This is a genomic window from Acidovorax sp. ACV01, assembly GCF_014851495.1.
GTDB lineage: Bacteria > Pseudomonadota > Gammaproteobacteria > Burkholderiales > Burkholderiaceae_C > Acidovorax > Acidovorax radicis.
The window spans coordinates 462,660-484,680 of the sequence record NZ_JACUZT010000002.1 but is presented as its reverse complement, the minus strand read 5'-3'; the positions used below and the strand labels follow the sequence as shown (position 1 = coordinate 484,680).

General features: G+C 65.5%; 21 protein-coding genes and 1 tRNA gene. 7 read left to right on the top strand and 15 right to left on the bottom strand.

What is annotated here, in order from left to right; all coding sequences use genetic code 11:
• Positions 1-22 precede the first annotated feature (22 nt).
• Positions 23-1,141 (top strand): imelysin family protein, encoded by a 1,119-nt coding sequence (locus IB243_RS06775; RefSeq protein ID WP_192425878.1) that lies wholly within the window; start codon positions 23-25, stop codon positions 1,139-1,141.
• Complete coding sequence (locus tag IB243_RS06770; protein ID WP_370540318.1) at positions 1,134-2,270, top strand: DUF1513 domain-containing protein; 1,137 nt, start codon at positions 1,134-1,136, stop codon at positions 2,268-2,270. Before IB243_RS06775 ends, IB243_RS06770 begins: the two co-directional genes overlap by 8 nt.
• Before the next feature lie 121 nt (positions 2,271-2,391).
• On the opposite strand, the gene IB243_RS06765 is transcribed toward IB243_RS06770, so the two are convergent.
• The 9 genes from IB243_RS06765 to IB243_RS06725 all read right to left on the bottom strand — a co-directional run bounded on the left by IB243_RS06765 (position 2,392) and on the right by IB243_RS06725 (position 11,206).
• Positions 2,392-2,646 (bottom strand): zinc ribbon domain-containing protein, encoded by a 255-nt coding sequence (locus IB243_RS06765; protein ID WP_029414052.1) that lies wholly within the window; start codon positions 2,644-2,646, stop codon positions 2,392-2,394.
• 3 nt (positions 2,647-2,649) lie between these two features.
• Positions 2,650-3,393 carry an OmpA family protein gene (locus IB243_RS06760; protein ID WP_225584783.1) on the bottom strand — a complete coding sequence of 248 codons (744 nt, stop codon included), beginning with the start codon at positions 3,391-3,393 and terminating at the stop codon, positions 2,650-2,652.
• Positions 3,393-4,013 carry a hypothetical protein gene (locus IB243_RS06755; RefSeq protein ID WP_192425875.1) on the bottom strand — a complete coding sequence of 207 codons (621 nt, stop codon included), beginning with the start codon at positions 4,011-4,013 and terminating at the stop codon, positions 3,393-3,395. The genes IB243_RS06760 and IB243_RS06755 overlap by 1 nt, the downstream gene beginning before the upstream one ends.
• A 58-nt stretch (positions 4,014-4,071) precedes the next feature.
• Positions 4,072-4,599: a hypothetical protein gene (locus IB243_RS06750; protein WP_225584782.1), complete on the bottom strand. Its 528-nt coding sequence runs from the start codon at positions 4,597-4,599 to the stop codon at positions 4,072-4,074.
• Complete coding sequence (locus tag IB243_RS06745; protein WP_225584781.1) at positions 4,599-5,390, bottom strand: sel1 repeat family protein; 792 nt, start codon at positions 5,388-5,390, stop codon at positions 4,599-4,601. The genes IB243_RS06750 and IB243_RS06745 overlap by 1 nt, the downstream gene beginning before the upstream one ends.
• A gap of 14 nt (positions 5,391-5,404) precedes the next feature.
• Positions 5,405-6,568, bottom strand: coding sequence for a hypothetical protein (locus IB243_RS06740; protein ID WP_225584780.1), 1,164 nt, complete (start codon positions 6,566-6,568; stop codon positions 5,405-5,407).
• Between the two features lie 76 nt (positions 6,569-6,644).
• The gene (locus tag IB243_RS06735) at positions 6,645-7,103 is read right to left on the bottom strand and encodes a hypothetical protein (RefSeq protein ID WP_010463547.1); all 459 of its coding nucleotides are present in this window, start codon (positions 7,101-7,103) and stop codon (positions 6,645-6,647) included.
• Positions 7,104-7,165: 62 nt separating this feature from the next.
• Complete coding sequence (locus IB243_RS06730) at positions 7,166-10,744, bottom strand: beta strand repeat-containing protein (protein ID WP_370540317.1); 3,579 nt, start codon at positions 10,742-10,744, stop codon at positions 7,166-7,168.
• A 102-nt stretch (positions 10,745-10,846) separates the two neighbouring features.
• Positions 10,847-11,206, bottom strand: a complete 360-nt coding sequence (locus tag IB243_RS06725; protein WP_010463544.1) for a hypothetical protein — start codon at positions 11,204-11,206, stop codon at positions 10,847-10,849.
• Between the two features lie 377 nt (positions 11,207-11,583).
• On the opposite strand from IB243_RS06725, the gene IB243_RS06720 reads away from it, so the two are divergent.
• Positions 11,584-12,198, top strand: a complete 615-nt coding sequence (locus IB243_RS06720; RefSeq protein WP_100199468.1) for a hypothetical protein — start codon at positions 11,584-11,586, stop codon at positions 12,196-12,198.
• Here IB243_RS06720 and IB243_RS06715 read toward each other — a convergent pair.
• Together IB243_RS06715 and IB243_RS06710 are read right to left on the bottom strand one after the other, a co-directional pair.
• Positions 12,195-12,758: an AAA family ATPase gene (locus IB243_RS06715; protein ID WP_192425871.1), complete on the bottom strand. Its 564-nt coding sequence runs from the start codon at positions 12,756-12,758 to the stop codon at positions 12,195-12,197. The two genes, IB243_RS06720 and IB243_RS06715, sit on opposite strands and share 4 nt — an antisense overlap.
• Positions 12,755-15,208 (bottom strand): UvrD-helicase domain-containing protein, encoded by a 2,454-nt coding sequence (locus IB243_RS06710; protein ID WP_192425869.1) that lies wholly within the window; start codon positions 15,206-15,208, stop codon positions 12,755-12,757. The genes IB243_RS06715 and IB243_RS06710 overlap by 4 nt, the downstream gene beginning before the upstream one ends.
• A 43-nt stretch (positions 15,209-15,251) precedes the next feature.
• Here IB243_RS06710 and IB243_RS06705 point away from each other — a divergent pair, with 43 nt between their 5' ends.
• The gene (locus tag IB243_RS06705) at positions 15,252-15,977 is read left to right on the top strand and encodes a hypothetical protein (protein ID WP_192425867.1); all 726 of its coding nucleotides are present in this window, start codon (positions 15,252-15,254) and stop codon (positions 15,975-15,977) included.
• A 225-nt stretch (positions 15,978-16,202) separates the two neighbouring features.
• The gene (locus IB243_RS06700) at positions 16,203-17,180 is read left to right on the top strand and encodes a GMP reductase (RefSeq protein ID WP_010463537.1); all 978 of its coding nucleotides are present in this window, start codon (positions 16,203-16,205) and stop codon (positions 17,178-17,180) included.
• A gap of 34 nt (positions 17,181-17,214) precedes the next feature.
• Here the strand turns inward: IB243_RS06700 and IB243_RS06695 are convergent, their stop codons facing one another.
• Complete coding sequence (locus IB243_RS06695) at positions 17,215-18,096, bottom strand: alpha/beta hydrolase (RefSeq protein ID WP_192425866.1); 882 nt, start codon at positions 18,094-18,096, stop codon at positions 17,215-17,217.
• A gap of 129 nt (positions 18,097-18,225) precedes the next feature.
• Here IB243_RS06695 and IB243_RS06690 point away from each other — a divergent pair, with 129 nt between their 5' ends.
• Positions 18,226-19,110, top strand: coding sequence for an NAD(P)-dependent oxidoreductase (locus tag IB243_RS06690; RefSeq protein WP_192425864.1), 885 nt, complete (start codon positions 18,226-18,228; stop codon positions 19,108-19,110).
• 84 nt (positions 19,111-19,194) lie between these two features.
• Positions 19,195-19,270: transfer RNA gene (locus tag IB243_RS06685), tRNA-Lys, on the top strand.
• A gap of 151 nt (positions 19,271-19,421) precedes the next feature.
• Here IB243_RS06685 and IB243_RS06680 read toward each other — a convergent pair.
• The 3 genes from IB243_RS06680 to IB243_RS06670 are packed head-to-tail and all read right to left on the bottom strand — an operon-like array spanning position 19,422 to position 21,788.
• On the bottom strand, positions 19,422-20,291 hold the full coding sequence (locus IB243_RS06680) for a glycosyltransferase family 2 protein (protein ID WP_192425862.1): 870 nt from the start codon (positions 20,289-20,291) through the stop codon (positions 19,422-19,424).
• A gap of 4 nt (positions 20,292-20,295) precedes the next feature.
• Positions 20,296-21,228: a Gfo/Idh/MocA family protein gene (locus IB243_RS06675; RefSeq protein ID WP_192425861.1), complete on the bottom strand. Its 933-nt coding sequence runs from the start codon at positions 21,226-21,228 to the stop codon at positions 20,296-20,298.
• Positions 21,222-21,788 (bottom strand): dTDP-4-dehydrorhamnose 3,5-epimerase family protein, encoded by a 567-nt coding sequence (locus IB243_RS06670; RefSeq protein WP_057270022.1) that lies wholly within the window; start codon positions 21,786-21,788, stop codon positions 21,222-21,224. The genes IB243_RS06675 and IB243_RS06670 overlap by 7 nt, the downstream gene beginning before the upstream one ends.
• Positions 21,789-22,021: the final 233 nt, after the last annotated feature.

Sequence of the window (22,021 nt, the reverse complement as noted above, 5' to 3'; positions counted from 1 at the left end):
TTCATCTTGGGGCGGCCCGGCGATGAAAACATCCCTCCTTGCAGCCGCCCTGCTGCTGGCCACCCTGCCCCCTCTCACAGCGCAGGCACAGTCTGCAGCGCCCACTGCACCCGCCATCCCAGCCTGGCAGCGCAACGCCGTGCCGTTCTACGACACGGTGCACGCCCTGCAAGGCATCTACAGCCACTGGGCCCTGCCACGCGCACAGGACTTTGACCGCGATGCCCGCGCCCTGGTGCCCGCCGTGGCGGCGCTGTGCCAGGCCCCGGCGGCAGACGGCAAGGCCGCGCTCGAATCCGCACGCACCGCCTGGCAGGCCACGGCCCGCTCGTGGGAGCAGCTCGCCGCTGTGTCCGTCGGCCCGGTCATCGCACGCCGCAGCCAGCGCGCTATCGACTTCACGCCCACGCGCCCCGCATTGATCGAAAAAGCTGTCACCACCCAGCCCCAGGGCGCCAAGGCCTTCGAGCGCATCGGCACGCCTGCCAAGGGCCTGCCCGCGCTGGAATGGCTGCTGTGGACGCGCCCGGCCCAGCCCGGCAGCCCTGCCTGCAGCTACGCGCACGAAGTGGCGCAGGATGTGGCGCGGGAATCCGCCGCACTGGCCAAGGCCTACGCCGACGCGGCGACCACCGACTGGGGCGCCGAGGACGAGCAGGAGGCGTCCACTGCGGCCATCAGCGAATTCGTGAACCAGTGGGTGGGCGGCATAGAGCGCCTGCGCTGGGCACAGATAGACAAGCCGCTGCGCGCCGCGGGATCGGGATCCGGCACCCGCACGCCGGACTACCCCCGCACCGCCAGCGGCACCACGCTGGCGGCCTGGGCGGCCACTTGGGGCGGCCTGCGCAGCGTGACCACCCTGCCCGCCAGCGCCGACATCCCCGCTGCTGGCGAAGCTCTGGTGCCGCTCGATATGTACCTGCGCGGCAAGGGCCTGAACCCGCTGGCCGACAAGCTGCGCCAGGCCACCGACAAGGTCGACGCGTCGATGGCCCAGGTGCAGAAGTCGGGCCTGCAGAACAAGGCGGCCATCCAGCAGACGGCCAAAGACCTGACGGCGCTGAAGTTTCTGGCCGAGTCCGAAGTGGCGCCTGCGCTGCAGGTGAGCATCGGGTTTTCGGATGCGGATGGTGACTGATCTTCTGAACCGCCGCCATGCGCTGGCCATGCTCGGGGGCCTGGGCGCCTGCGTGATTGCGCCAGGACACGCCTTCGCCAAAACCGGTGACCGCGTGCACCTGGCTGCCGCATGGGAACACCAGGGCAGCTTTCACATCGGTGTGCTGTCCACGCAGGACGGCGCCGGGCAGGCGCTGCAAGTCCACACAGCGCTGGAGGTGCCCACCCGCGCCCACGGCCTGTGCGTGCTGCCCGACGGCTCGGTGCTGGGCACGGCGCGCCGGCCTGGCGACTGGCTGGTGCGGTGGCGGCCTGGTGCAGGCAGCGAGCCGCGGTGGCTGTGGCAAGACGGCGAGCGCTCCTTCAACGGCCATGTGCTGGCCAGCGCCGACGGCCGGCAGCTGTACACCACCGAGACCGATGCCGAGACAGGCGCGAGCTTGATCGTGGTGCGTGACGCCAGAACCCTCGCGAAGACCGCCGAATGGCCCACCCACGGCGTCGACGCGCACGAATTGGTCTGGGACACGCGGGGCGGACAGATCCAAGGCGCCGCCCCCACCCTGATCGTCGCCAACGGCGGCGTACCCACCGTGCCCGAGACCGGCCGCGTCAAGCGCGACCTGGACACCATGGACTCATCGCTCGTGCGGCTGGACGCCCGCACGGGCCGCCTGCTCGGCCAATGGCGCCTGCAGGACCCGCGCCTGAGCCTGCGCCACCTGGCCTGGAGCCCCGATGGAACCACGCTCGGCATCGCGCTGCAGGCCGAGCACGACGACGCGGCCGTCAAGGACACCGCCCCCGTGCTGGCGCTGTTCGACGGCACAGCGCTGCGCGTGGTGGCAGCGCCGGAGCACATCGCCCAGGGCATTCACGGCTATGGCGGCAGCATGGCGGCCACGCCAGCTGGCTGGGCCGTGAGCTGCCCGCGCGCGCACGGCATTGCCACGTTTTCGTTGCAGGGCGAGTGGCAGGGCCTGGTGCCGCTGTCCGAGGTGTGCCCGCTGGCTGTGCACGGTGACGCGCTGTGGGCAGGCGGTCTCGCTGCGAGCCTGCAGGACGCGCAGGCCGCCGCATCTGTGATGCACCCGCATGGCCAGACCCTGCAAGGCGCGCGGCTGGACAACCACTGGGTCGCTGCCTGATTTTTAGATGAAAACAGGCCCTGGCGCTTGTTGCACAAGCGCCAATAGCTACTAAAAATATAGCAACCGGATTGCCGTCTCTTGGCGGTAGCGCACCGTGTGTTCGCGCGCTTCAGGGCTATCACCGCCCCGTGAACATGAAGTACGCCAGCACGCACACCGCCAGCGCCACGATGAGCTTGGCGATCCACGGCGTGACCAGCCACGCGCCCAGCACCATGGCCAGGCGCCCCCACAGGTGCGGGGATTGCAGCGCATTCGGTTGTTGTGCAACGGGCGGCGCATTCCTGGCTTGTATCGGATAGCCGCAGGAAGGGCAGACCGGCGCCTGAGAGGACACTTCACGACCGCATTCAGGGCAACGGATGAGGGCCATGGTTTACCTGCCTTCCTTCCTGGGCACGCTGATCAGGATCTGCACGCGCCGGTTGAGCTGCCGGCCTTGCGGATCGTCGCGCCCATCGGGGGTGGTGTTGGGCGCGACCGGCTCGCGCTTGCCCCGGCCTTCCACGCGCGCCTGGCGTTGGGTGTGCCGCTGCAGCGCACGCGCGACGGCTTCGGCGCGGCGCAGTGACAGCGCGTCGTTGTATGCGTCGGTGCCCTTGCCGTCGGTGTGGCCCAGCACCGTGAGCGGCGCGGTGGCGTAGCTCTTGATGAGCTCGGCAGCCTTGTCCAGCGACGGTGCGGCGTCGGCACGCAGCTCGGCCTTGTCGAAGTCGAACAGCACGTCGGCCGGCAGGTCGATGGAGATCGCCTGCTCTGGGGTCGGCCGGGCCTTTAGCTCGACCAACAGCGCGCGCGTCTGCTCCAGCCGCTCCCTGGGCACCTCGGCCTCGCGCAGGATGGTCTGCGGCCCGGCGCTGCGCTGCAGCGTCGTGTCTTGCGTACGGCTGACCAAACTGCCGGAGAGCTCCTGCTTGCGCAGCGTGGTGGCCGGCGCACCAGCCGCCGGTACAAGCCGGGTCGGCACATCGGCCAGCGCCCGGCCGCTGCGCACCACCTCTTGCGCTGCCACCGGCAATGCACATGCCGCAGCCATGAAAGCAAGGCACATCAAAACCAAACCGAACAAACGTGCGCCCGCCCCATGCGCCGTGGGTGCGGACTGCGTTCCTTGCTGCATCAGGCGCCCTGCAACGGCAGGTCCACCACCAGCCCGGGGGCCACGATGTTGTCGCCCTGATTGCCCTCGTTGAAGACAAGCTTGAGCTTGCGCGCAGACGGTGACACCGCTCCCATGAACACCAGCTGCCCGTCCAGCGTCTCGCCTTCGCGGATGGTGATGTCGCGGTTGTTGTCGGGCCGCTTGATGTGCAGCCGGGCACCGCTTTCGTCCTGCAGGTAGGTGTCGGCCAGGGCCAGCATGGTGGTGTCGGTAATGCGATTGGCGAACGAGATGCTCACGTCGAGCACCGTGGCGTCTGCGCCAATCTCCACGGCTTTGACACGCACCGTAACGCCAGCAGCCGCCACGCCCTGGATGGACAGCGGGACCCGCTTGGGCGCCGCTGCCGCTACCGCGGCGGGTGCTGCGGCTGGCGGGGGCGCGGGCTGCGCTGCAACCGGCGGTGTGGTCGCAGGGGTGGCCGCGGGCGCAGCGGAGGGCGCTTCGGGCGGGCGCTCCTTGCATGCCGCCAGCAAAAGGGCTGCCGTGGCCACGGCCAGGGCTGCGCCCTTGCGCCGAACGGGCCATGCCAGGCGGGGTGAAGTCAAGGTGTGTGATGTGTCCGACGGAATTTTCATGGTGTTCTTGGCAATGCTCTTGCAGTGGTCGGGTGGAAGGAGGTGGCGGGCGCCGCGCTCAGCGGACGCGGATGCTGTTGGTCTGGCCCGTGGCGCCATGGCCCTGCGGCAGCTGCTCGGCACGCGCCGGGCAATCACTGGTTCGCACATCGCTGGCATTGCGCCCCTGCACGATGACCGTGCGACCGTCCAGGCGCGCGCCCGATACGTCCACGCTGTTTACCGATGCCGTGCCATCCGCAGCGCAGCGTGTGCCGGACGCGGTATTGCCCGACACCTCAATGCGATTGCCTATGGGAGCACCGCTGGCAGCACTGCCGGAAGGCTGCGCCGGTGCTGCAGGCCGTGGCACAGGGTTCGCGCGACTCTTGCGGGGGGCCTCCACCGGCTCCACACCCACCGGCCCGATGGGCCCGACCGGTCCCACCGGCCCCACGGGGCCCGCAGCACGGGCCGCAGTGCTTGCCAGCAGGAGCGCGAACAACACCACAGCACCACAGCGCGATGCCCGGGCCACCGCATCCGCGCAGCTCCAGACCAGCCAGTGGAACAATGGAGCGCCGTTCATGGTGTGAGACTTGGGCATCAGGGCGGGGCCTTGCCGGGCGTCCCGGGGAAAGTGCTGCTGGGCATCGCCGCAGATGCTGGCACACCCGAGGGCGTGCGGGGCACCGCCGACATGCCAGGCAAGCCCGAGCCCGGCCGAACGGCCCCGGCTGCTGCAGGCCGCAAATCGCCGCTTTTGTCCGTGCCATCCCCGGCGGCCTGGCGCTGAATGCGCGCTTCCAGCTCCGACGCAAAACGCTCGGCCAGCGCCACCTCTTCCACGGCCATCTCGGCGCCAAGTTCATTGATCACCGACAGCACGTTGCGGTGCGTTCCGGTGTCGGGCTGCGCCATGCGCTCCAGCAGGCGTGCGTAGCCCAGGGCCCGCACGTTGTCCTTGGGCACACCCTGGCCCTTGCGGTTCATCTCTGTCAAACGCTGCATCGCGCGGGGATCTCCGCGCACGGCGGCCAGCAGGTACCAGCGGTAGGCCTGCCCCATGTCGCCCAGGCCGGACCGGGGGTTTTGGTAGGCATCGCCCACGAACGACAGCAGCTGCGGGTTTTGCGTGTTCAGGGCTTCCCGTTTCAAGCGCTCCAGCTCGTTGCGGTAGATCGGCCCCTGGCAACCCAGCTCGGCCACGCCGCGCTCCAGCGCCTCGTTGCAGGATTCCAGAAAGCGTGCGCCCGCCGTGGCGCCCGGCGGCGCCGCCTGCTGTGCCGGGGCGGGCCCGGGTGACGGCGTTGGTGGGCCGGCTGGCGGCAGCTGCGCAAAGGCGGGTGCGTGCAAGGCAACGCCCATCACCAACCAGGGCGCCCAGCGGTAAAGCATGCTGGCGCCACGCATCATGTGCCAGCCTTCGCGCCCGCTGGCGCCGCGCCGCCCGGAGCGGGGGCCGCACCAGCCAACGCGGGGGTCTGCGCCGTGTCCCAGGCCATGGGCACGCCAAAGAACAGGGGCTCAAAGCCTTGCCAGGTCATCACGTCCACCGGGCCCAGTGCGGCGTACCGCTGGGCGTACACCTTCTCCAGCGCCTGCCGGGTCTGGTCGTCGTATTTCTGGGTGACCTGCACCGGCTCGCCGTACTTGCGCAGCGTGACCTGGATCAACCCGAGCTTGAGTTCGGGCGTCAAAGCGTTGTAACCCGCCCGCATGTTCTCCACCACCACCGGGTCGGGAGTGCCGTTGGGGATGCAGCGCCAATACGGCGTGTTGGTGGCCTTGCCAACCAGCTCCAGCACGCTGAGGTCCACCAGCGTGCGAATGGCGGAGTGGCGCCCCTGCAGGTACTTGCCTTCGAGCTTGAAGCCGAAGGCATCGCCGTAAAAGCCCAGGCTGGCATTGTCTTCAGAGCTGAAATTGAGCACCTTGACCACGTTGGAGGCCTGCACCTGCGGCACCATCTGCTGCGTGGCAAAGCTCACCAGGTTCAAGTCCAGCGCCAGGGCCGAATAGATGGCCGTGCGCTTGATGTCGCCACCCAGCGTGACCTTGCCATTGCCCTTGCCAAACTCGATGCCCGCCGAATTCACACGCCCCGCGCCAGCAATGGCACGGTCAAACTCCGTGAGCGCGCCGGTGATCAGGAAGTCGGGCATGGTCACGCCGAACTTGGCGCCCAGCTGCGCTTGCGACACCAGGTAGTCCGGGTGGTAGGGCACATAGACCACGCGCGCGCCAATGCGGTTGACAGCCGTGCGCACCATTTCCGTGATGTCTCCGGGAATCTCGGCACCCACCAGCGGGCTCGACAGGTTGGTGGCATCCAGGATGCTGCGCGTCTGCATGTAGATGACAGGGTCGCCCTCCTTGTAAATGTCGAGCATGCGCCCGAAGCGGCCCAGCGCCAGCGCATAGGGGCTCAGGTTGGTAACCGGCAGCAGCTTGTCCGCCTCACGGTCTTGCAGCAGTGTGTTGGCGTCCTTGAGCGCGTTCTCGGTGGATGCACAACCGGCCAGGGTGGCCACCGCCAGCGCCAGCGCTCCCCATCGCAATGTTCTTTTCGTCATGGTTCTTTGTTGTCGTGGTGGTATCAAAAGCCCCGCTCTCTCGGGGCTGCAAAAGCTGTAGATGCGCTGTTGCGGTTCAACGCCGCGAGTTGAGGACCGTGATGTTCTCCACGCCCTTGCCTTCCACATAGAGCGTCACGTTGCCGTTCACGTTGCCCTGGATCACGGGGCTGGCAATGCGCAGCGTGCCGTCCGCACCCCGCTGTATGTCGGAGTACGTGGAACGGATCACGATGTTTTTCTGCCCCTCGGGCAGCTTCAGCGTGCCGTCCGGCTGGACCAGGGCACTTTGGTCCACCAGGGTGTTCTGCGAAATCGCACGGTTCACGCGTGCTTTGGCGCTGACCGATGGATAGACCCCATCGTTGAGCCGCACGCCACTCTGGGCCATGTCCTTGTAGGCGCCCAGTTGCTCGCCGTAGTTCACCATTTGGGCCTGTACGCCCGCGCCCAGCAGCGCCAGCGCCCCAGCCCCCACGCACACTCCAAGCGTGCGCAGTGCGCGCCCCGAGGAAGTTCTGTTCAGATATTTCATTGCCACTCCTTCGTCCACAGAAAACCAAAAAAGGGCGCCATTGCGTGGCCGCCGAATAGCCTCTACATGCTCAGAATATTCACGGCAGGCAACACCGTGACAGACTGGTTCACCACGCCCGTGGAAGGGATGGTGTACGTGTAGCCAGGGTTCGCGGCAAACGGGGTATTGCCCGCCACACCCACAATGCCGGTAATGGCGCCGCCCACGTTGCGCACGCTGCCGGACGTCATGCCTGCTGCAGCGGCAGACATGTTTCCAACGATGGTCACCGCGCCCGTGATCACGCCCTGGTTGACCACCGAGTTGGACACGCCACCCATCGCTGCTTGCCCCTGGTTGCCGGCGATCACGACCGTGCCCGCCATCACGCCGTGGTTCACGAGCGAGTTGACCGTGCCACCCATGGTGGCGCCGCCCCGGTTGCCGGCAATCAGCACCCGGCCCGAGAGCTGGCCCCGGTTGTCCACACTGTTGACAGTGCCACCGCCCGTGGCGTTGCCCTGGTTGCCCAGCACCGCAACTTGCGCACCGGCCATGCTGCCGCTGTTGTGCACCCCATTGACCAGGCCACCGCCACTGGCCCGGCCGGTGTTGCCCGCGATCAGGACCTGGCTGCCCTTGATGGAGCCCGAGCCTGTAACGCTGTTGACCTTGCTGCTGCCACCCTGCGCACTGGCCTGGTTGCCCAGGATGGTGATGTTGGAGCCGGTGATGCTGCCCTCGGCGCGCACGCTGTTGGCCAGCCCGCCGGTGGCCGAGCCCGCATTGCCAATGATGGTGATCTGGCTGCCCGTGACGCGGCCACCGCCCACCACGCTGTTGATGGCCCCGCCATCGCGCGCCGAGCCCTGGTTGCCCAGGATGGTGATGCTGCCGCCCTGCAAAGTGCCCGCGATGTCCACGCTGTTGACCACCCCCTGCTGTGCCGAGCCTTGGTTGGCGGCCACGGTGACGGACGAACCGGCGAGGCGCCCCCGGCCCTGCACACGCACGCTGTTGGCCAGCCCATCCTGGCCTGCTGCACGTGCGCTGCCCTGGTTGGCCACCACTTGCACTGAGCTGCCCTGCAGCGCGCCATCAGCCTGCACACTATTGGCCAACGCTGTGCTGCCCTGGTCGGCCTGGGTGGACACAGCCGTGTTGCCCGCCAATAGCGCCTGCACACCATCCACACGCCCACCGGCGCCTTGCGAAAAGCTGTTGGCTGCCGCCAGACCCTCGGTGGCCTGCACGCGCCCCGCCGAGTTGCCCGTCAGCTGCAAGCTGGCCGCACGCAAGGTCCCAAGCACCTGGACCGCATTGGCATTGGCCTGGCCCACGCCTTTGCCAAAGGCCGCAAAACCGCCCACCGTGCCTTCACGCCCCTCGCTGCGCACATTGGCTGCGGTGTTGCCAGCGAGCGTCAGGGTGCTGCTGTCCACGCGGCCCTGGGCGTTGACTGACAGCGCGTTGGCGTTGATGCGGCCACCGTCGGCGTTCAATTGCCGCGCCGTGTTGCCGACCACCTGCAGGGTGCTCTGGGCCAGCGCCGTGGCACCGGAACCATCCATGTAGAGCCCGTTGGCGATCAGCACCCCATTGGATTTGGCCCCCAGGCCCAGCGCCTGTGCACCACTGCCAGCGGCGCGGATGTCCTCGCCGGTGTTGCCCGCGATGACCACGGGGCTGCCCTGCACCCGTGCGCCACGGTAGGCCGACAGTGCATTGACCAGGGCGGTGCCTCCGGGCGCGTGTACACCGCGCGCGGTGTTCCCGGCGATCAACCAGGGGGACGAGGCATCCACCAGCGCCCCATCGTGCAACACCAGGGCGTTGGCGGCGGCCCGGGCGCGGCTTTCGCGCCCGGCCAGACCGCCCCCACCCGACACCGAATCCGCAGCAGTGGTCATGTCCGTGGCGGCATTGCCCGTCACAGCACCTGCCGCCGAAAGCCGCGACGGCGCGCCCGCGCCGTTTTCGAGGGCAATGCTGTTGGCCAGCAGCGCGCCGCCGCGTGCATTCAGGCGCGACGCGGTATTGCCCGCCAGGGTCAGCGTCTGGGCATCCAGCTGCGAGCCCGTGACCGCCAGCGTGTTCGCCAGCGCGGCCGACTGCTGGCTGGCCGAAAACAAAAGGCCTCCGCCAGCCTGCGCCGCATAGCCAGTGGACTGCACCCCATCGGCGCGGTTGCCCGCCAGGGTCAGGGTGGTGTCCTGCACACGCCCCTCGCTCACCATGGCCGTGTTGGCCGCCGCCAGGCCGCCCGAGCCGGTGATCGACTGGCCCTGGTTGCCGCTGAGGGTGATGGCAGCCCGCTCCAGCGTGGACTGGTGGTCCGCCACCACGGTGTTGGCCAGGGCGCGTCCATTGCGCTCCAGGGCACCTACCAGGCCACCGCCAATGGTGCCCGAGCCCCCAGCCGTGCGCACCCTGTCGGCCACGTTGCCTGCCAGCAGCACGTTGCCACCGCGCACTGTCGCGTTGTCCAGCCAGAGACTGTTGGCTCCTGCCCCACCCCCGGTCGCAACCACATCGCGGGCCTGGTTGCCACTGAGGCGGTGCACAGGCCCTTCAGCCAGTTCGCCCCGGGTCACGGAGATGGTGTTGGCCAAGGCCGAGGCAGACACCCGCACATCTGCCAGCGCCCCGCTGAGGATGGAGCCTTCGCCGCCCCAGGCTTGCACGTTGCGTGCGGTATTGCCCGATACGCCCGCCTGGTACCCGGCCGAACCGGCCAGTTTGTGCTCGGAGAAGCTGATGCTGTTGGCCAGGGCGCTGCCACCCGTTGCGATGATCTGCGCCGCCTCGTTGCCCGCCAGGGTCAACTGGGCACCTTTCAATTCACTCGACGCCAGGGTCACCGCGTTGGCAGCGGCCACCCCCGTCAGATCCACCTGGGCAATGGTGCCACGCCCCACGCCCGCACTACCGCCGCCTGCTCGCACATCTTCTGCACGGTTTGCGGTGTGCAGGACGCGGGTGTCCACCAAGACCGAGCGGGCCGCTGTGAGGGCATTGGCGAGCGCAGATCCGCCGATGGAGGTGACACGCCGGGCCTCGTTGCCAGCAAGCGCCACCTCGGAATTGCGCACCTCGGTCGCATCCAGCAGCACGCTGTTCGCCGTGGCACGGCCGGGCATCTGCAGCGACCCGGTGCCCAGCAGTACCTCGGATTTGGCACCGAAAGCTGCCACATCGGCCGCGCGGTTGCCCTGCACCAGCAAGCGGCTCGCGGTGAGCGGCTTCGTGCCTGTGGCGCTCGCGGCCAGCACCATGTTGGCCGTGGCGGCACCGCCCAGTGCGTGCACAAAACCCGTCACCTGGTTGCCCAGCACCTGCACCTGCGATTGGCGCACATCCATCGCCGCCAGGCCAATGCCATTGGCCTGCGCGGTGCCGGCCAGATCAACACGCATCCCGGCATTGGCGAGGGCCGAGCCCTTGCCGCCAGTCGACACCACGGGGCCCGTGGACCGGTTTCCGTGCACCTGGATCTGGCTGCCCGCATCCACCTGTGTGCCGGCGCTGTTCTTGTGCCACCCCACACCAGCCAGCATGGACTCCTGGGCCCCCACACGCATCGGCGCCAGGGCCACGGAAATGCCAATCAGCCATAGCGCGGCCGCTTCATGCGGTTGCGTCTTGCGCGTTGTGTGCACTCACAGCTCCCAGTTTTCGACGAACAGACTTTGGATGGAAAGGCAGCCGTATGGACCCCGCAAGGGCCAGGCGGCAAGGCGGCCCGCCGGGGGCCACAGGGCTTAGTTGATATTGATGCTGTTGACGTTGGCCGTGCCGCCAATGGCCTTGATGTCGGTGGCTTCGTTGCCGCTCACGGTCAGTTCCGAATTGCGGATCTTGGAGCCCGTGATGTTGATGCTGTTGACGTTGGCCACGCCTTCCATGGACACCTCGGCCACCTTGATGCCCGCCTTGCCGCCGCCCGCGATCACGTTGGTGGCTTTGTTGCCGGTGACGGAGATCTTGCTGTTGGTCACCTCGGAGCCCGCCGAGCCCTTGCCCGAGATCAAGCCCGGAATGGCGACGTTGCCGCTCTGGGCGAAAGCCGCGCTGCAGGTGAAGGCCAGCGTAGCAAGGGTGGTAATGGCAAGTTTGCGCATATCAATAATCCTTCCATGGGTTAAAAATTAATCGACGAGCAGCCTCTTGCGGCCTGCGAACGAATTGTTGATGGGTGTATCCACGCACCCGGTAAAAAAATGTAGACGGGAGTCCTGGCGGGCCTCCGTCCAGTTATCCACAATCTCGTACAAGCCGCCACGCCCTGTGTTGCCTGTAAAAATAAGGCAAATAGGACAAGCACTTACATCATGGCCTGCCAAATCCCCACAACCAGACCACAAGACCAACCGCACGAGATTGCGTAAAAAACTCAACATGCACTTACACTTAAAATCATTATGAAACCCTGAATAACATTCAGAAATCCTTGTCTCCTGGAAAATATAAAAATCCCATCCATTAAATTGTCATAAATATGAAATTAATTATCTTTCGTGGCTTTTTGTATATGGGTGCGGCAGGCGCCTTGCTCGGGTGCAACCCCTCATCCGCGCCAGAAACCCTGGGCGCAGTTCGCTACCCGACCGATGCACAGATTGCATCGGCCCTGGAAGCGCAGTTCGCCAGCGACCGCCACAGCGCCGCCGCGCGCGACCTGATCCGGACCTTGGGGGGTGACAAGGGCAAGCTGCGCTACCAAATCCACCAGGTGATCTACCGGCAAGGCGCCTACGAGGCGCGCTACGACGCCGTGCTGGTGATGGGGCAACCGGGCATACAAAGCCTCCAGGCCCTGTACGCCAGCATGATTCCCGAGGCCGAGCGCACCAAGCTGCCGCAGGCCACCCTCGAGGTCTATGAGACCTGGCTGAAGCAGCAGGCCGCTTCCCTCCAAAAAACCTCAGCACCCCAGGCGCAGGCGCTGGTGAGCACCCTGGACCTGCTCGGCAAGTGTTACCGCGACAAGGAAGCCGGCGCCGAAGTCACGGTCATGCAGGGGCTGGGGGCACTGATCTCCCCCGAGCGCAAAGGCTTGGTGGCCGAAAAACTGGCGCTGCCGGACACCACGGCGCACTGCCTGCCGGCTTAAGTCGCCTGGTTAGTTCGCGCTGTGCGCTCGCGCAGCGCAGACAGGATGCGCTGCGCCACTTCACCCGCACTGCTGCGCGCTGTGTCCACCACGAGCCGCTCCTGCTCCCAGCCCGTGTAGCCATGCTGCAGCACGGCCTGCCAGGTGGGTGCCACCAGCCCAGGGACCTCAGTGGCCCGTGTTTCCACGCGCCGCCGATGTTCGGCTGCGTCCGAGCAGATCACTTCCACCTCCAGCACGGGCACTTGGGCGTCGCGCGCCACTGCGCGCCAGGCCTCGCGCGTCACCGGCAGCGGATTGACGCAGTCCGCCAGCACTGGCATGCCCTGCGCAAGCTGGGTGCGCGCCAACGCGTAGGCCACCCGGTAGCCGGCCGCGCCCACATCCCCGGCGACGAGCACGCCGGAATCCCGCAGCGCCTGCTCGATGGTGTCGATGCGCAGGTACACCGCAGGCCAGAGCGCCAGCAACGCATGGGCGACCGTGCTCTTGCCCACGCCGGGCAGCCCGCCCAGCACCACTAGGATCGGCGCAGAAGCAGGCGCGGTGGCTGCGCTCAATCCACTACCGTCAACTTGGCCACCGACAACGCCAGCCACTTGGTGCCGTGGCGCGGGAAGTTGACCTGCGCACGCGCGTCGTCGCCCGTGCCTTCGATGGCCAGCACCTTGCCTTCGCCGAACTTGGTGTGGAACACGTTGATGCCTGCGCGCAGGCCGTGGGAGGGCGCGGTCTTCTGCACGGGCACGGGCGGGCTGGCAAACGTCTCGGATTTGAAGCCGAATTGGCCTCTAGCGCCTGATGGATAAGCGCTAGAAGCTCCTGAATTAGGAGCAAACGAACCAAACCCCTGCTGCTTGGGCGTGATCCACTTGAGCGCCGCCTCAGGCAGCTCGTCAAAGAAGCGGCTCTTGATGTTGTAGCGCGTCTGGCCGTGCAGCATGCGCGTTTGCGAGTGGCTCAGGTACAGGCGCTTGCGGGCGCGGGTGATGGCCACATACATCAGTCGGCGTTCTTCCTCCAGGCCGTCGCGCTCGCTGGCGGAGTTTTCGTGGGGGAACAGGCCCTCTTCTATGCCGCCGATAAACACACCGTCAAACTCCAGCCCTTTGCTGGCGTGCACGGTCATCAGTTGCACGGCGTCTTGCCCGGCCTGGGCCTGGTTGTCGCCCGCCTCCAGCGCCGCGTGGGTCAGGAAGGCCGCCAGGGGCGAGAGGGTTTCGCCCGTGTCGGCGTCCACGATGCCCGGCACTGCGGGCCTGAGCGGCTCATCCAGCACCGGCGCGTTGGGGTCCAGCCCCTGGCTCACCGCGCTTTGCGTGAGCGGTGTGCCGTGCTCGTCCAGCGGCAGGGCCACGGCATCGCGGCCAAAGCCCTCTTGGGTGACAAAACTCTCGGCCGCGTTGACCAGTTCCTGCAAGTTCTCGATGCGGTCGGCGCCCTCCTTTTCGGTGCGAAAGTGCTCCACCAAGCCCGTGGATTCGAGCATCTGCTCGATGATGCCGCGCAGGTTCAGGCCCTGGGTCTGCTCGCGCAGCACATCCACCATGGCGACAAACGCGCCCAGGTTGGCGCCCGCCTTGCCGGGCACGGCGCTCACCGCATCGTGCAGCGAGCAGCCGGCGGCGCGGGCGGCGTCCTGCAGCACCTCGATGCTGCGCGCGCCGATGCCACGCGGTGGAAAATTGACGACCCGCGTGAAGCTGGTGTCGTCGTGCGGGTTCTCCAACAGGCGCAGGTAGGCCAGCGCATGCTTGATTTCAGCGCGCTCGAAGAAGCGCAGGCCGCCATACACACGGTAGGGCACGCTGGCATTGAACAGGGCCGATTCGATCACCCGGCTTTGCGCATTGCTGCGGTAGAGCACGGCGATTTCCTTGCGCTCAAAGCCATCGTTGCGCACCAGCTGCTTGATCTCATCGACCATCCACTGCGCCTCGGCCAGGTCGGAACTGGCCTCGTACACGCGCACGGGCTCGCCCGCGCCCTGCGTGGTGCGCAGGTTCTTGCCCAGGCGGCGGCTGTTGTGGCTGATGAGGTGGTTGGCCGAGTCGAGGATGTTGCTATAGCTGCGGTAGTTCTGCTCCAGCTTGATCTGGCGCTGCACATCGAACTCGCGCACGAAGTCGGTCATGTTGCCCACGCGCGCACCGCGAAACGCGTAGATGCTCTGGTCGTCGTCGCCCACGGCAATCACGCTGCCACGGGCTTCAAAGCGCCCGCCCACCTCGTTGCCCGCCAGTTGCTTGAGCCAGGCGTACTGCAGCTTGTTGGTGTCCTGGAACTCGTCGACCAGGATGTGCGCAAAGCGGCGCTGGTAGTGCTCGCGGATGGGGTCGTTGTCGCGCAACAGTTCGTAGCTGCGCAGCATCAGCTCGCCAAAGTCCACCACACCTTCGCGCTGGCATTGTTCTTCGTAGAGCTGGTAGATCTCGACCTTTCTGCGTGCATCGCTGTCATTCGTCTGCACGTCGCCGGGACGCAGGCCTTCTTCCTTGCAGTTGGCGATGAAATAGGACAGCTGTTTGGGCGGAAAACGCTCGTCGTCCACGTTGTGCTGCTTGCACAGGCGCTTGATGGCCGAGAGCTGATCCTGCGTATCCAGAATTTGAAACGACTGCGACAGGCCGGCCGCCTTGTGGTGCGCGCGCAAGAGCCGGTTGCACAGGCCGTGGAAGGTGCCGATCCACATGCCACGCACGTTCACCGGCAGCATGGCCGAAAGGCGGGCCACCATTTCCTTGGCCGCCTTGTTCGTGAAAGTGACGGCCAGAATGCCGCCGGGCGTGGCATAGCCGTTTTGCAACAGCCAGGCAATGCGGGTGGTGAGCACACGCGTCTTGCCCGAGCCCGCCCCCGCCAGGATGAGCGCGTGGCCTGCGGGCAGCGTGACGGCAGCCAGTTGCTCGTCGTTCAGGTTGGCCAGGAGGGGCGCTGCAGCCGAGGCCGCAGCAGCGTGTGGGGGCACCAGGGCTTCGGGTGCACCCGGGAACGGGTCTTGTGGGAACATGCGGCCATTGTAGAAAGCGCCCCGGCGCCCTCCCCTGGAGCCCATGAAAAACATTGCCCGCACCCTGGCCAGCCTTCTGGCCCTTGCACTGACCCATGCACCTTCTGCGCTGGCCCAGGCCAGTTGCAGCAGTGACGGTACCCCACAGCCCGTGGCCATTTTCGAGCGTTTCATCAGCGCCGACTGCGAAGCCTGCTGGAGCGATGCGGCCACCCCCGCGCCCTCTGCCACGGCGGGAGCGGCGGTCCTGGACTGGATCGTGCCGGGCAAGGCCGGCGACGACGCACCCCTGTCGGCCGCCGCCACCAGCGACGCCCTGGCCCGCCTGCAGGCCCTGGACCGCAAGCCCCCTGTCGCCACCGATGTGCACACTGCTGCGATCGAAGCGACCATGCCCGCCCGCCTGCGCGTGGCCCATGGCATGCCGTTCAACGACTACCTGGGCACGGCCATCGCGTTCACGCCCGTGCAACGGGCTGCACAGCGCACCGGTGCGGCGCCCGCAGCCATGGACTTCTACCTGCTGCTTGTCGAATCCGTGCCTGCAGGCACCGAAGGCACGAAAGTGGCGCGAAATATGGTTCGAAACATGCTCCATGGCACGTGGGAGATGCGCAATGAGCTATCAAAATCAGAGCAAATGAAATGGATGGAAACCCGGTCCATGCGCATCCCGGAAGGCGCACAGGCCGAGCGGCTGCGCATGGTGGGCTGGGTGCAGGATGCCCAGGGCCGCGTCATTGCGGCTGCGCAGTCCACTTGCAGGTGACGCCGGTGATACCGGTCATACCCGCACCGTTATAGGGTCTGCCAGGCAGGCGGGTAGAATCAATCACCGGGCCCAAGTTTCTTGACGCCCGGTTTTTTGTGCCCGCGCAATCTGCGGGGTTCGGAGCTGGCCACCACGCCAGTGCCCACAAAGCCGGTCCCAAGCCAAGCGCCCACGCCCGTGAAATCCTTCGCGGGCGACCTTTTCAAAGGAGCTTGGAATCTCATGGAAATTTTCGACTACGACAACGTCCTGCTGCTGCCCCGCAAATGCCGCGTGGAAAGCCGTTCGGAATGCGACGCCAGCGTGGAGCTGGGCGGACGCTCGTTCCGCATCCCCGTGGTGCCGGCCAACATGAAAACGGTGGTGGACGAAAAGATCTGTACCTGGATGGCCCAGAACGGCTACTTCTACGTCATGCACCGGTTTGACCTGGACAACCTCCAGTTCGTCAAGGATATGCATGCCAAGGGCTGCTACGCCTCGATCTCGCTCGGCGTCAAACAACCCGACTACGACACCGTGGACCAGTTGGTGGCCGAAGGCATCACGCCCGAATACATCACCATCGACATCGCCCACGGCCATGCCGACAGCGTGAAAAACATGATCGGCTACCTCAAGGCCAAGCTGCCCAAGGCCTTTGTGATTGCCGGCAACGTGGCCACGCCCGAGGCCATCATCGATCTGGAGAACTGGGGCGCGGACGCCACCAAGGTGGGCGTGGGCCCGGGCAAGGTGTGCATCACCAAGCTCAAGACCGGCTTTGGCACGGGCGGCTGGCAGCTTTCGGCCCTCAAGTGGTGCGCCCGTGTGGCGACCAAGCCCATCATTGCCGATGGTGGCATCCGCAGCCACGGCGACATCGCCAAGAGCATCCGTTTTGGCGCCAGCATGGTGATGATCGGCTCGCTGTTCGCAGGCCATGAAGAGTCCCCGGGCAAGACGGTGGAAGTCGATGGTGCGCTTTTCAAGGAGTACTACGGCTCTGCCAGCGACTTCAACAAGGGCGAATACAAACACGTCGAGGGCAAGCGCATCCTCGAACCCGTCAAGGGCCCGCTGGCCGGCACGCTGGTAGAGATGGAGCAGGACGTGCAAAGCTCCATCAGCTATGCCGGCGGCAAGAAGCTGATGGACATCCGCAAGGTGAACTACGTGATCCTGGGCGGCGACAACGCGGGCGAACACCTGTTGATGTAACTCGGTGCCAGTGGCCTGCTATGCAGGCCCTGCATCAGGATCGCAGCAGGTTTTGCGCCATGTGGTGCAGGTCATGCCCCGGCTTGGCCAAGGCGTCCACGATGCTGAAGTGGTGTAGGCCGGGCAAGCTCACGCTACGGGGCACGAAGTGGCTGCCCCAGGCGTCTTGCATCAATTGGTTCTGCCGCAGGAACTCGGGGCTTTCATCCGCACCCACGGCGCAATGGAGCGTGCCGGTGGCGGGCTCCAGCAGGCGCGCAGGGCTGTATTGCAGCACCTGCTGCTCCGTCAGGTTCAGCACCGACTGGTACATGGGCGTGTACATGATCGGTTCCAGATCATGCACGCCCGAAATCGACAGCGCATTGCGCACCAGCCCGTCGGGCAGACCGTCGCCGATCAGGGGCCACACGCTGGTGAGCATCATGGCCGCCAGTTGGCCGCCCGCCGAATGCCCGGCCACCGTGACGCGCCGTGGATCCCCGCCATGGCTGGCAATGTGGCGCCACACCCATCCCAGCGCCTTTTCCATCTGCCGCACGATATGGGGAATGGTGACAGGCGCCTCGGGCGTGCCGGGGCACAGCGCGTAGTTCACGACCACCACACAAAAGCCCGCCTGCGTAAAGGGAGGTGCAATGAACGAGTGGTCTGACTTGTCGAGCGAGCGCCAGTACCCGCCGTGGATGAACACCAGCACAGGCACGCCAAGGTCCGAGGCCCGCGCAGAGGGGAAAATATCCAGCACCTCCCCAGTGCCGGTGCCATACGGCACATCCAGCACACAAGGCTGGCTCGCACGCACTTGGGCAGAATCCCCGGCCCAGCGCTGCAGGTAGTCCATGTGGTCGGGCACCAGGGCGCGGTTGTTGTACATGCGCTCCAGCCAGGCGGGGTCGTGCAAGGGCAGGCTCATGGGTAAAGTCTCCTGTGGCTGTGCGGGATCATCATTCCAATCCCGCCATGCTGCAAGCTCCGTGACAGGGTGATGCACCAAAAAGGCACATGATGCACAAAGAGACAACGATCCTGGATGAATGACGCCATGACCACCACCCCGCTTCGCATTGCAGTCCTTGGCATCGGCATGATGGGCCACCCCATTGCACGCCGCTTGAAGGACGCCGGCCATCAGGTGCATGCATGGAACCGCACCCGCGCCAAGGCAGAGCCCCTGACAGCATTGGGCATCGCCGTCCACACCACCCCCGCCGAAGCAGTCCAGAACGCCGATGTGGTGATCAGCCTGCTGGAAAACGGCCCCGTTGTGGGGCAAGTCCTCTTTGATGCGGGAACCGCCAAGGCCATGCGCAAGGGCGCCCTGTTCATCGACATGGCCTCCATCCAGCCTCGTGAGGCGCGCGACCACGCTGCGCGCCTGGGCGAGATGGGCCTGGCCCACCTGGATGCACCCGTGTCGGGTGGCACCGTGGGGGCAGAAAATGGCACGCTCGCCATCCTGGTCGGCGGGCGCCCCGAAGACTTTGCACACGCCGAGCCCGTGTTTGCCGCCTGCGGCCGCGCCACCCATGTGGGGCCGCACGGCGCGGGCCAACTCACCAAGCTGGCCAACCAGATGATCGTGGGCATCACCATCGGTGCGGTGGCCGAAGCCTTGCTGTTTGCCGCCAAGGGTGGGGCCGACATGGCCAAGGTGCGCGAAGCGATACAGGGCGGCTTTGCCGACAGCCGCATCCTGCAGCTGCACGGCCAGCGCATGGTGGAGCGTGACTTCGCCCCCCGCGGCCGCATGGCCGTGCAGCTCAAGGACATGCGCAACGCCCTGGCGACGGCAGGCGAGATTGGCTTCGACGCCCCCATCACCGCCCTGTTCGAGACCCTGTATGCCGAAGGCGTAGACCACGGCCTGGGCGAGCTGGACCACAGCGGCCTTTTTGTCGAACTGGCAAGCCGCAATGCCATGCAATAATTTTGTGGACCGCTTGCCAAGCCACAAAAAATTAGTGCATAATTCGAGGCTCTGCAGCAATGCGGACAGATCAACGAAAAGTTTGGGTTCTTAGCTCAGTTGGTAGAGCAGCGGACTCTTAATCCGTAGGTCGAGTGTTCGAGTCACTCAGGACCCACCAAACGAAAGCCGCAAGGCGCATAAAGCCGGTGCTACTTCAACGTAGCGTCGGCTTTTTTGTTTTTCTGGCTACCGTGTGAGGCAGAGTGAATCGCCTCTGCAACCTCTCACCGGATTCAGACTCCGCCAAATGCAAAGGTCAGGGGCAAGGGTCAGGGCCTGATACCGAGTCGGCTCACCAATGCGCGCAGCGGCGCCGTGATCCGCCAGGATAGGCTGCTCTTGAGCGCTTCCATTTCTGCCTGCAGTTTGGGTTGAGCGTAGCAATGGCCATTGACGCGAAGTAACACGCTTTTCAGCAGGGCCAGCCGCTTTTCCGGGCCTTGAAGGTCGCCCCACCATCTCTCCAGTTCCGCCACCCTTTCGGCGTTGGACAGGCTACGGCGCGTAACTGAAGAAAAATGGAGCACGGTCGGCCATTTGACCGAGGCGTAGCGCACCCCGGTTTGCTCCAGCACTTGCAGCCAGAAGTGCAGATCGGTGTTGATGCCAAGTGGCGCGGGACACCACCCTGTCGGCAGTGCCCGATAGGCGGCAAGCGTATGCGCTCCACAGGCCAAGCCGAAGCCGCCCGCCGACTTTCGCATGCGCGCGATTTGCTGGTCGTCCTCGAAAGCATCAAACGGCCAGGTGGCCGTCTGGCCGGAAGGCGATACATCGATCTGCATGCTGTGAACCAGATCGTGTTGTGCCAGCGCATCCGCCAGCGTTTCAAGGTGATCCGGCAGCCACAGGTCATCGTCCGACTGATACGCGACAAAACGGCCCTTCGCCTCCTGCAAGGCCAAATGCCTGTAGGCCTCGCCATGCCGCTGACCTTTGGGGTTGTCGAAATAGCGAATGCGGGGGTCCCGCCCCGCCAGAGTTTGGGCAATTTCGCGCGTACGCTGGGGCGCGCCATCCCCTACGATGAACAACTCGAAGCCCTGGCACGTTTGCCACTGCACGCTGGCCACCGAATACCACAAGGTATCTGCGTGGTCGTGTGTGGGGATCACAACCGTAAAGAGAGGATCGCTCATCCAATCATCCGCCCAGCCCAGCGAGTGTCCGCAATCGCGAAATGCGCTCAACCACCAGCAAGCCTTCCGCTGCGCTGCTCTTGGGAGGCCCCTGGCGATGGCACAGGTACTCCAGGAACGCTGTCAGCTCCAGCAAAAGGGGCATGGTGGTGGCAACGGAGCGCATTTCCACACTCGATGCACCCGCCTCCGCCAGGCAGTTGGCCGTGCGCTGCAGAGCAATATGGTCGTCGTACGCGTCGTTTAACGAGGCAATGCCATCGCGGCAGCGCAATTCGACAGTCCGTCGATGGACAGGGGAACGGGCTCCGATTTCAAACTGCATCCATGGGCGGCTCCGATCCTCTAACCCCAGAATCCCGGAGAGCGCTATCAAACCATCTTCGCTGGTTTCGGCCCAGGCAGCAGTTGGTTTTGGAAGGTAGCCCAGAATCTCAATGGCGATGCTCAGATCGTGCGGTAGCAGTATCCAGTCAGCGCTTACGTCCATGTGAGGGTTGCCCCATCCCAGCCGGGTCGTCTTGAGCCCCAACACCGGGCCCAATTCGCCAGACCGTGCCAGCGCAGCCAGGGCGAGCACGCCACCGTGGTAGCGCCACTTGTCCATGATGAAAATTCTGTCGCCAGCCAATTGCGCGAGGACTCTCGCCTCCGAAGCGTCGGAGGTGAAGGGTTTTTCGCAAAAAATGGGCTTGCCCATTGGCACCAGTTGCCGGAGAAAGGCTGCATGCAGCGCGGTGGGCACAGCCACCACATATCCATCCACCTCCGGCAGCGCATCAAGGGTGGAAACCACTGCGTCGGCCTTGCCCTCCAAAGCACGGGCACGGCTTGCCTCCCCTACAGCCAAGACCGCGACGTGCGCCCCCAGTTGCTTCAGGTCGCGCAGAATCAGCCGCCCCCAGCGGCCACATCCCAGTAGCCCGATCTTCACCATGGCTTGTCCTTGGTATCGCGCAACTCTTCCAGCAATGCGTCGAGGGATTTTGCGTTTTGATCTCTTGGAGAGAGGATGGGATCGCTGACGGGCCAATCCAGCCCGAGCCCAGCGTCGTCCCATCGGCAACCCAACTCATCCGTCACGGGATCCCAGTAGTGCGTGACGGAATACAGAATGTCTGCGGGCTCTGGAAAGTAAAAGCCGTGTGCGACCCCTGTCTCAATGCTGACCATGGTGGGCTCGGTACCACTAAGTTCGAGCACCGTACTCCGCCGGAAATGCTCAGTCCCCTCTCGGAGGTCTACCAGACCCAGCAGCATCGAGCCACCCAGCACCAACAGATGATCGGTATGCCGAACGTGCACATGAACACCTCGCAACACGCGGGGCCTGGACCGGACATGGTTCCACTGCACAGGGAGAAGGGTTGGGTGCCATTCGTTACGAAAAACCTCCGTCAGCCGTCCACGCTCGTCTTCCCACGGTTGTAGTCGCCTGATTTGAACCCCTGGAATATCGCCAGTCCCGCCCAATAGTTGCTGTTGCATTTGATCCATGACTTTGAGCAAGTTAGCACTGAAACAGCGCCTATACCGCAACACTTTCGGGGCAAAGGGCCCCCGCCTTTTGTAGCACCTTGGGTTCAGAGCGTGCTGGCAGTTGCGCACCGCAACCCCGCAGATCGCGAATACGCCCTCTTCAAGTTTCGGAACTTCGGGCGGCGGCACCAGTGCTGTACTAGTATAGGGAACCCCTTGGGCACGCCGCCCTGCCCCGCAAGTTCCGGGTG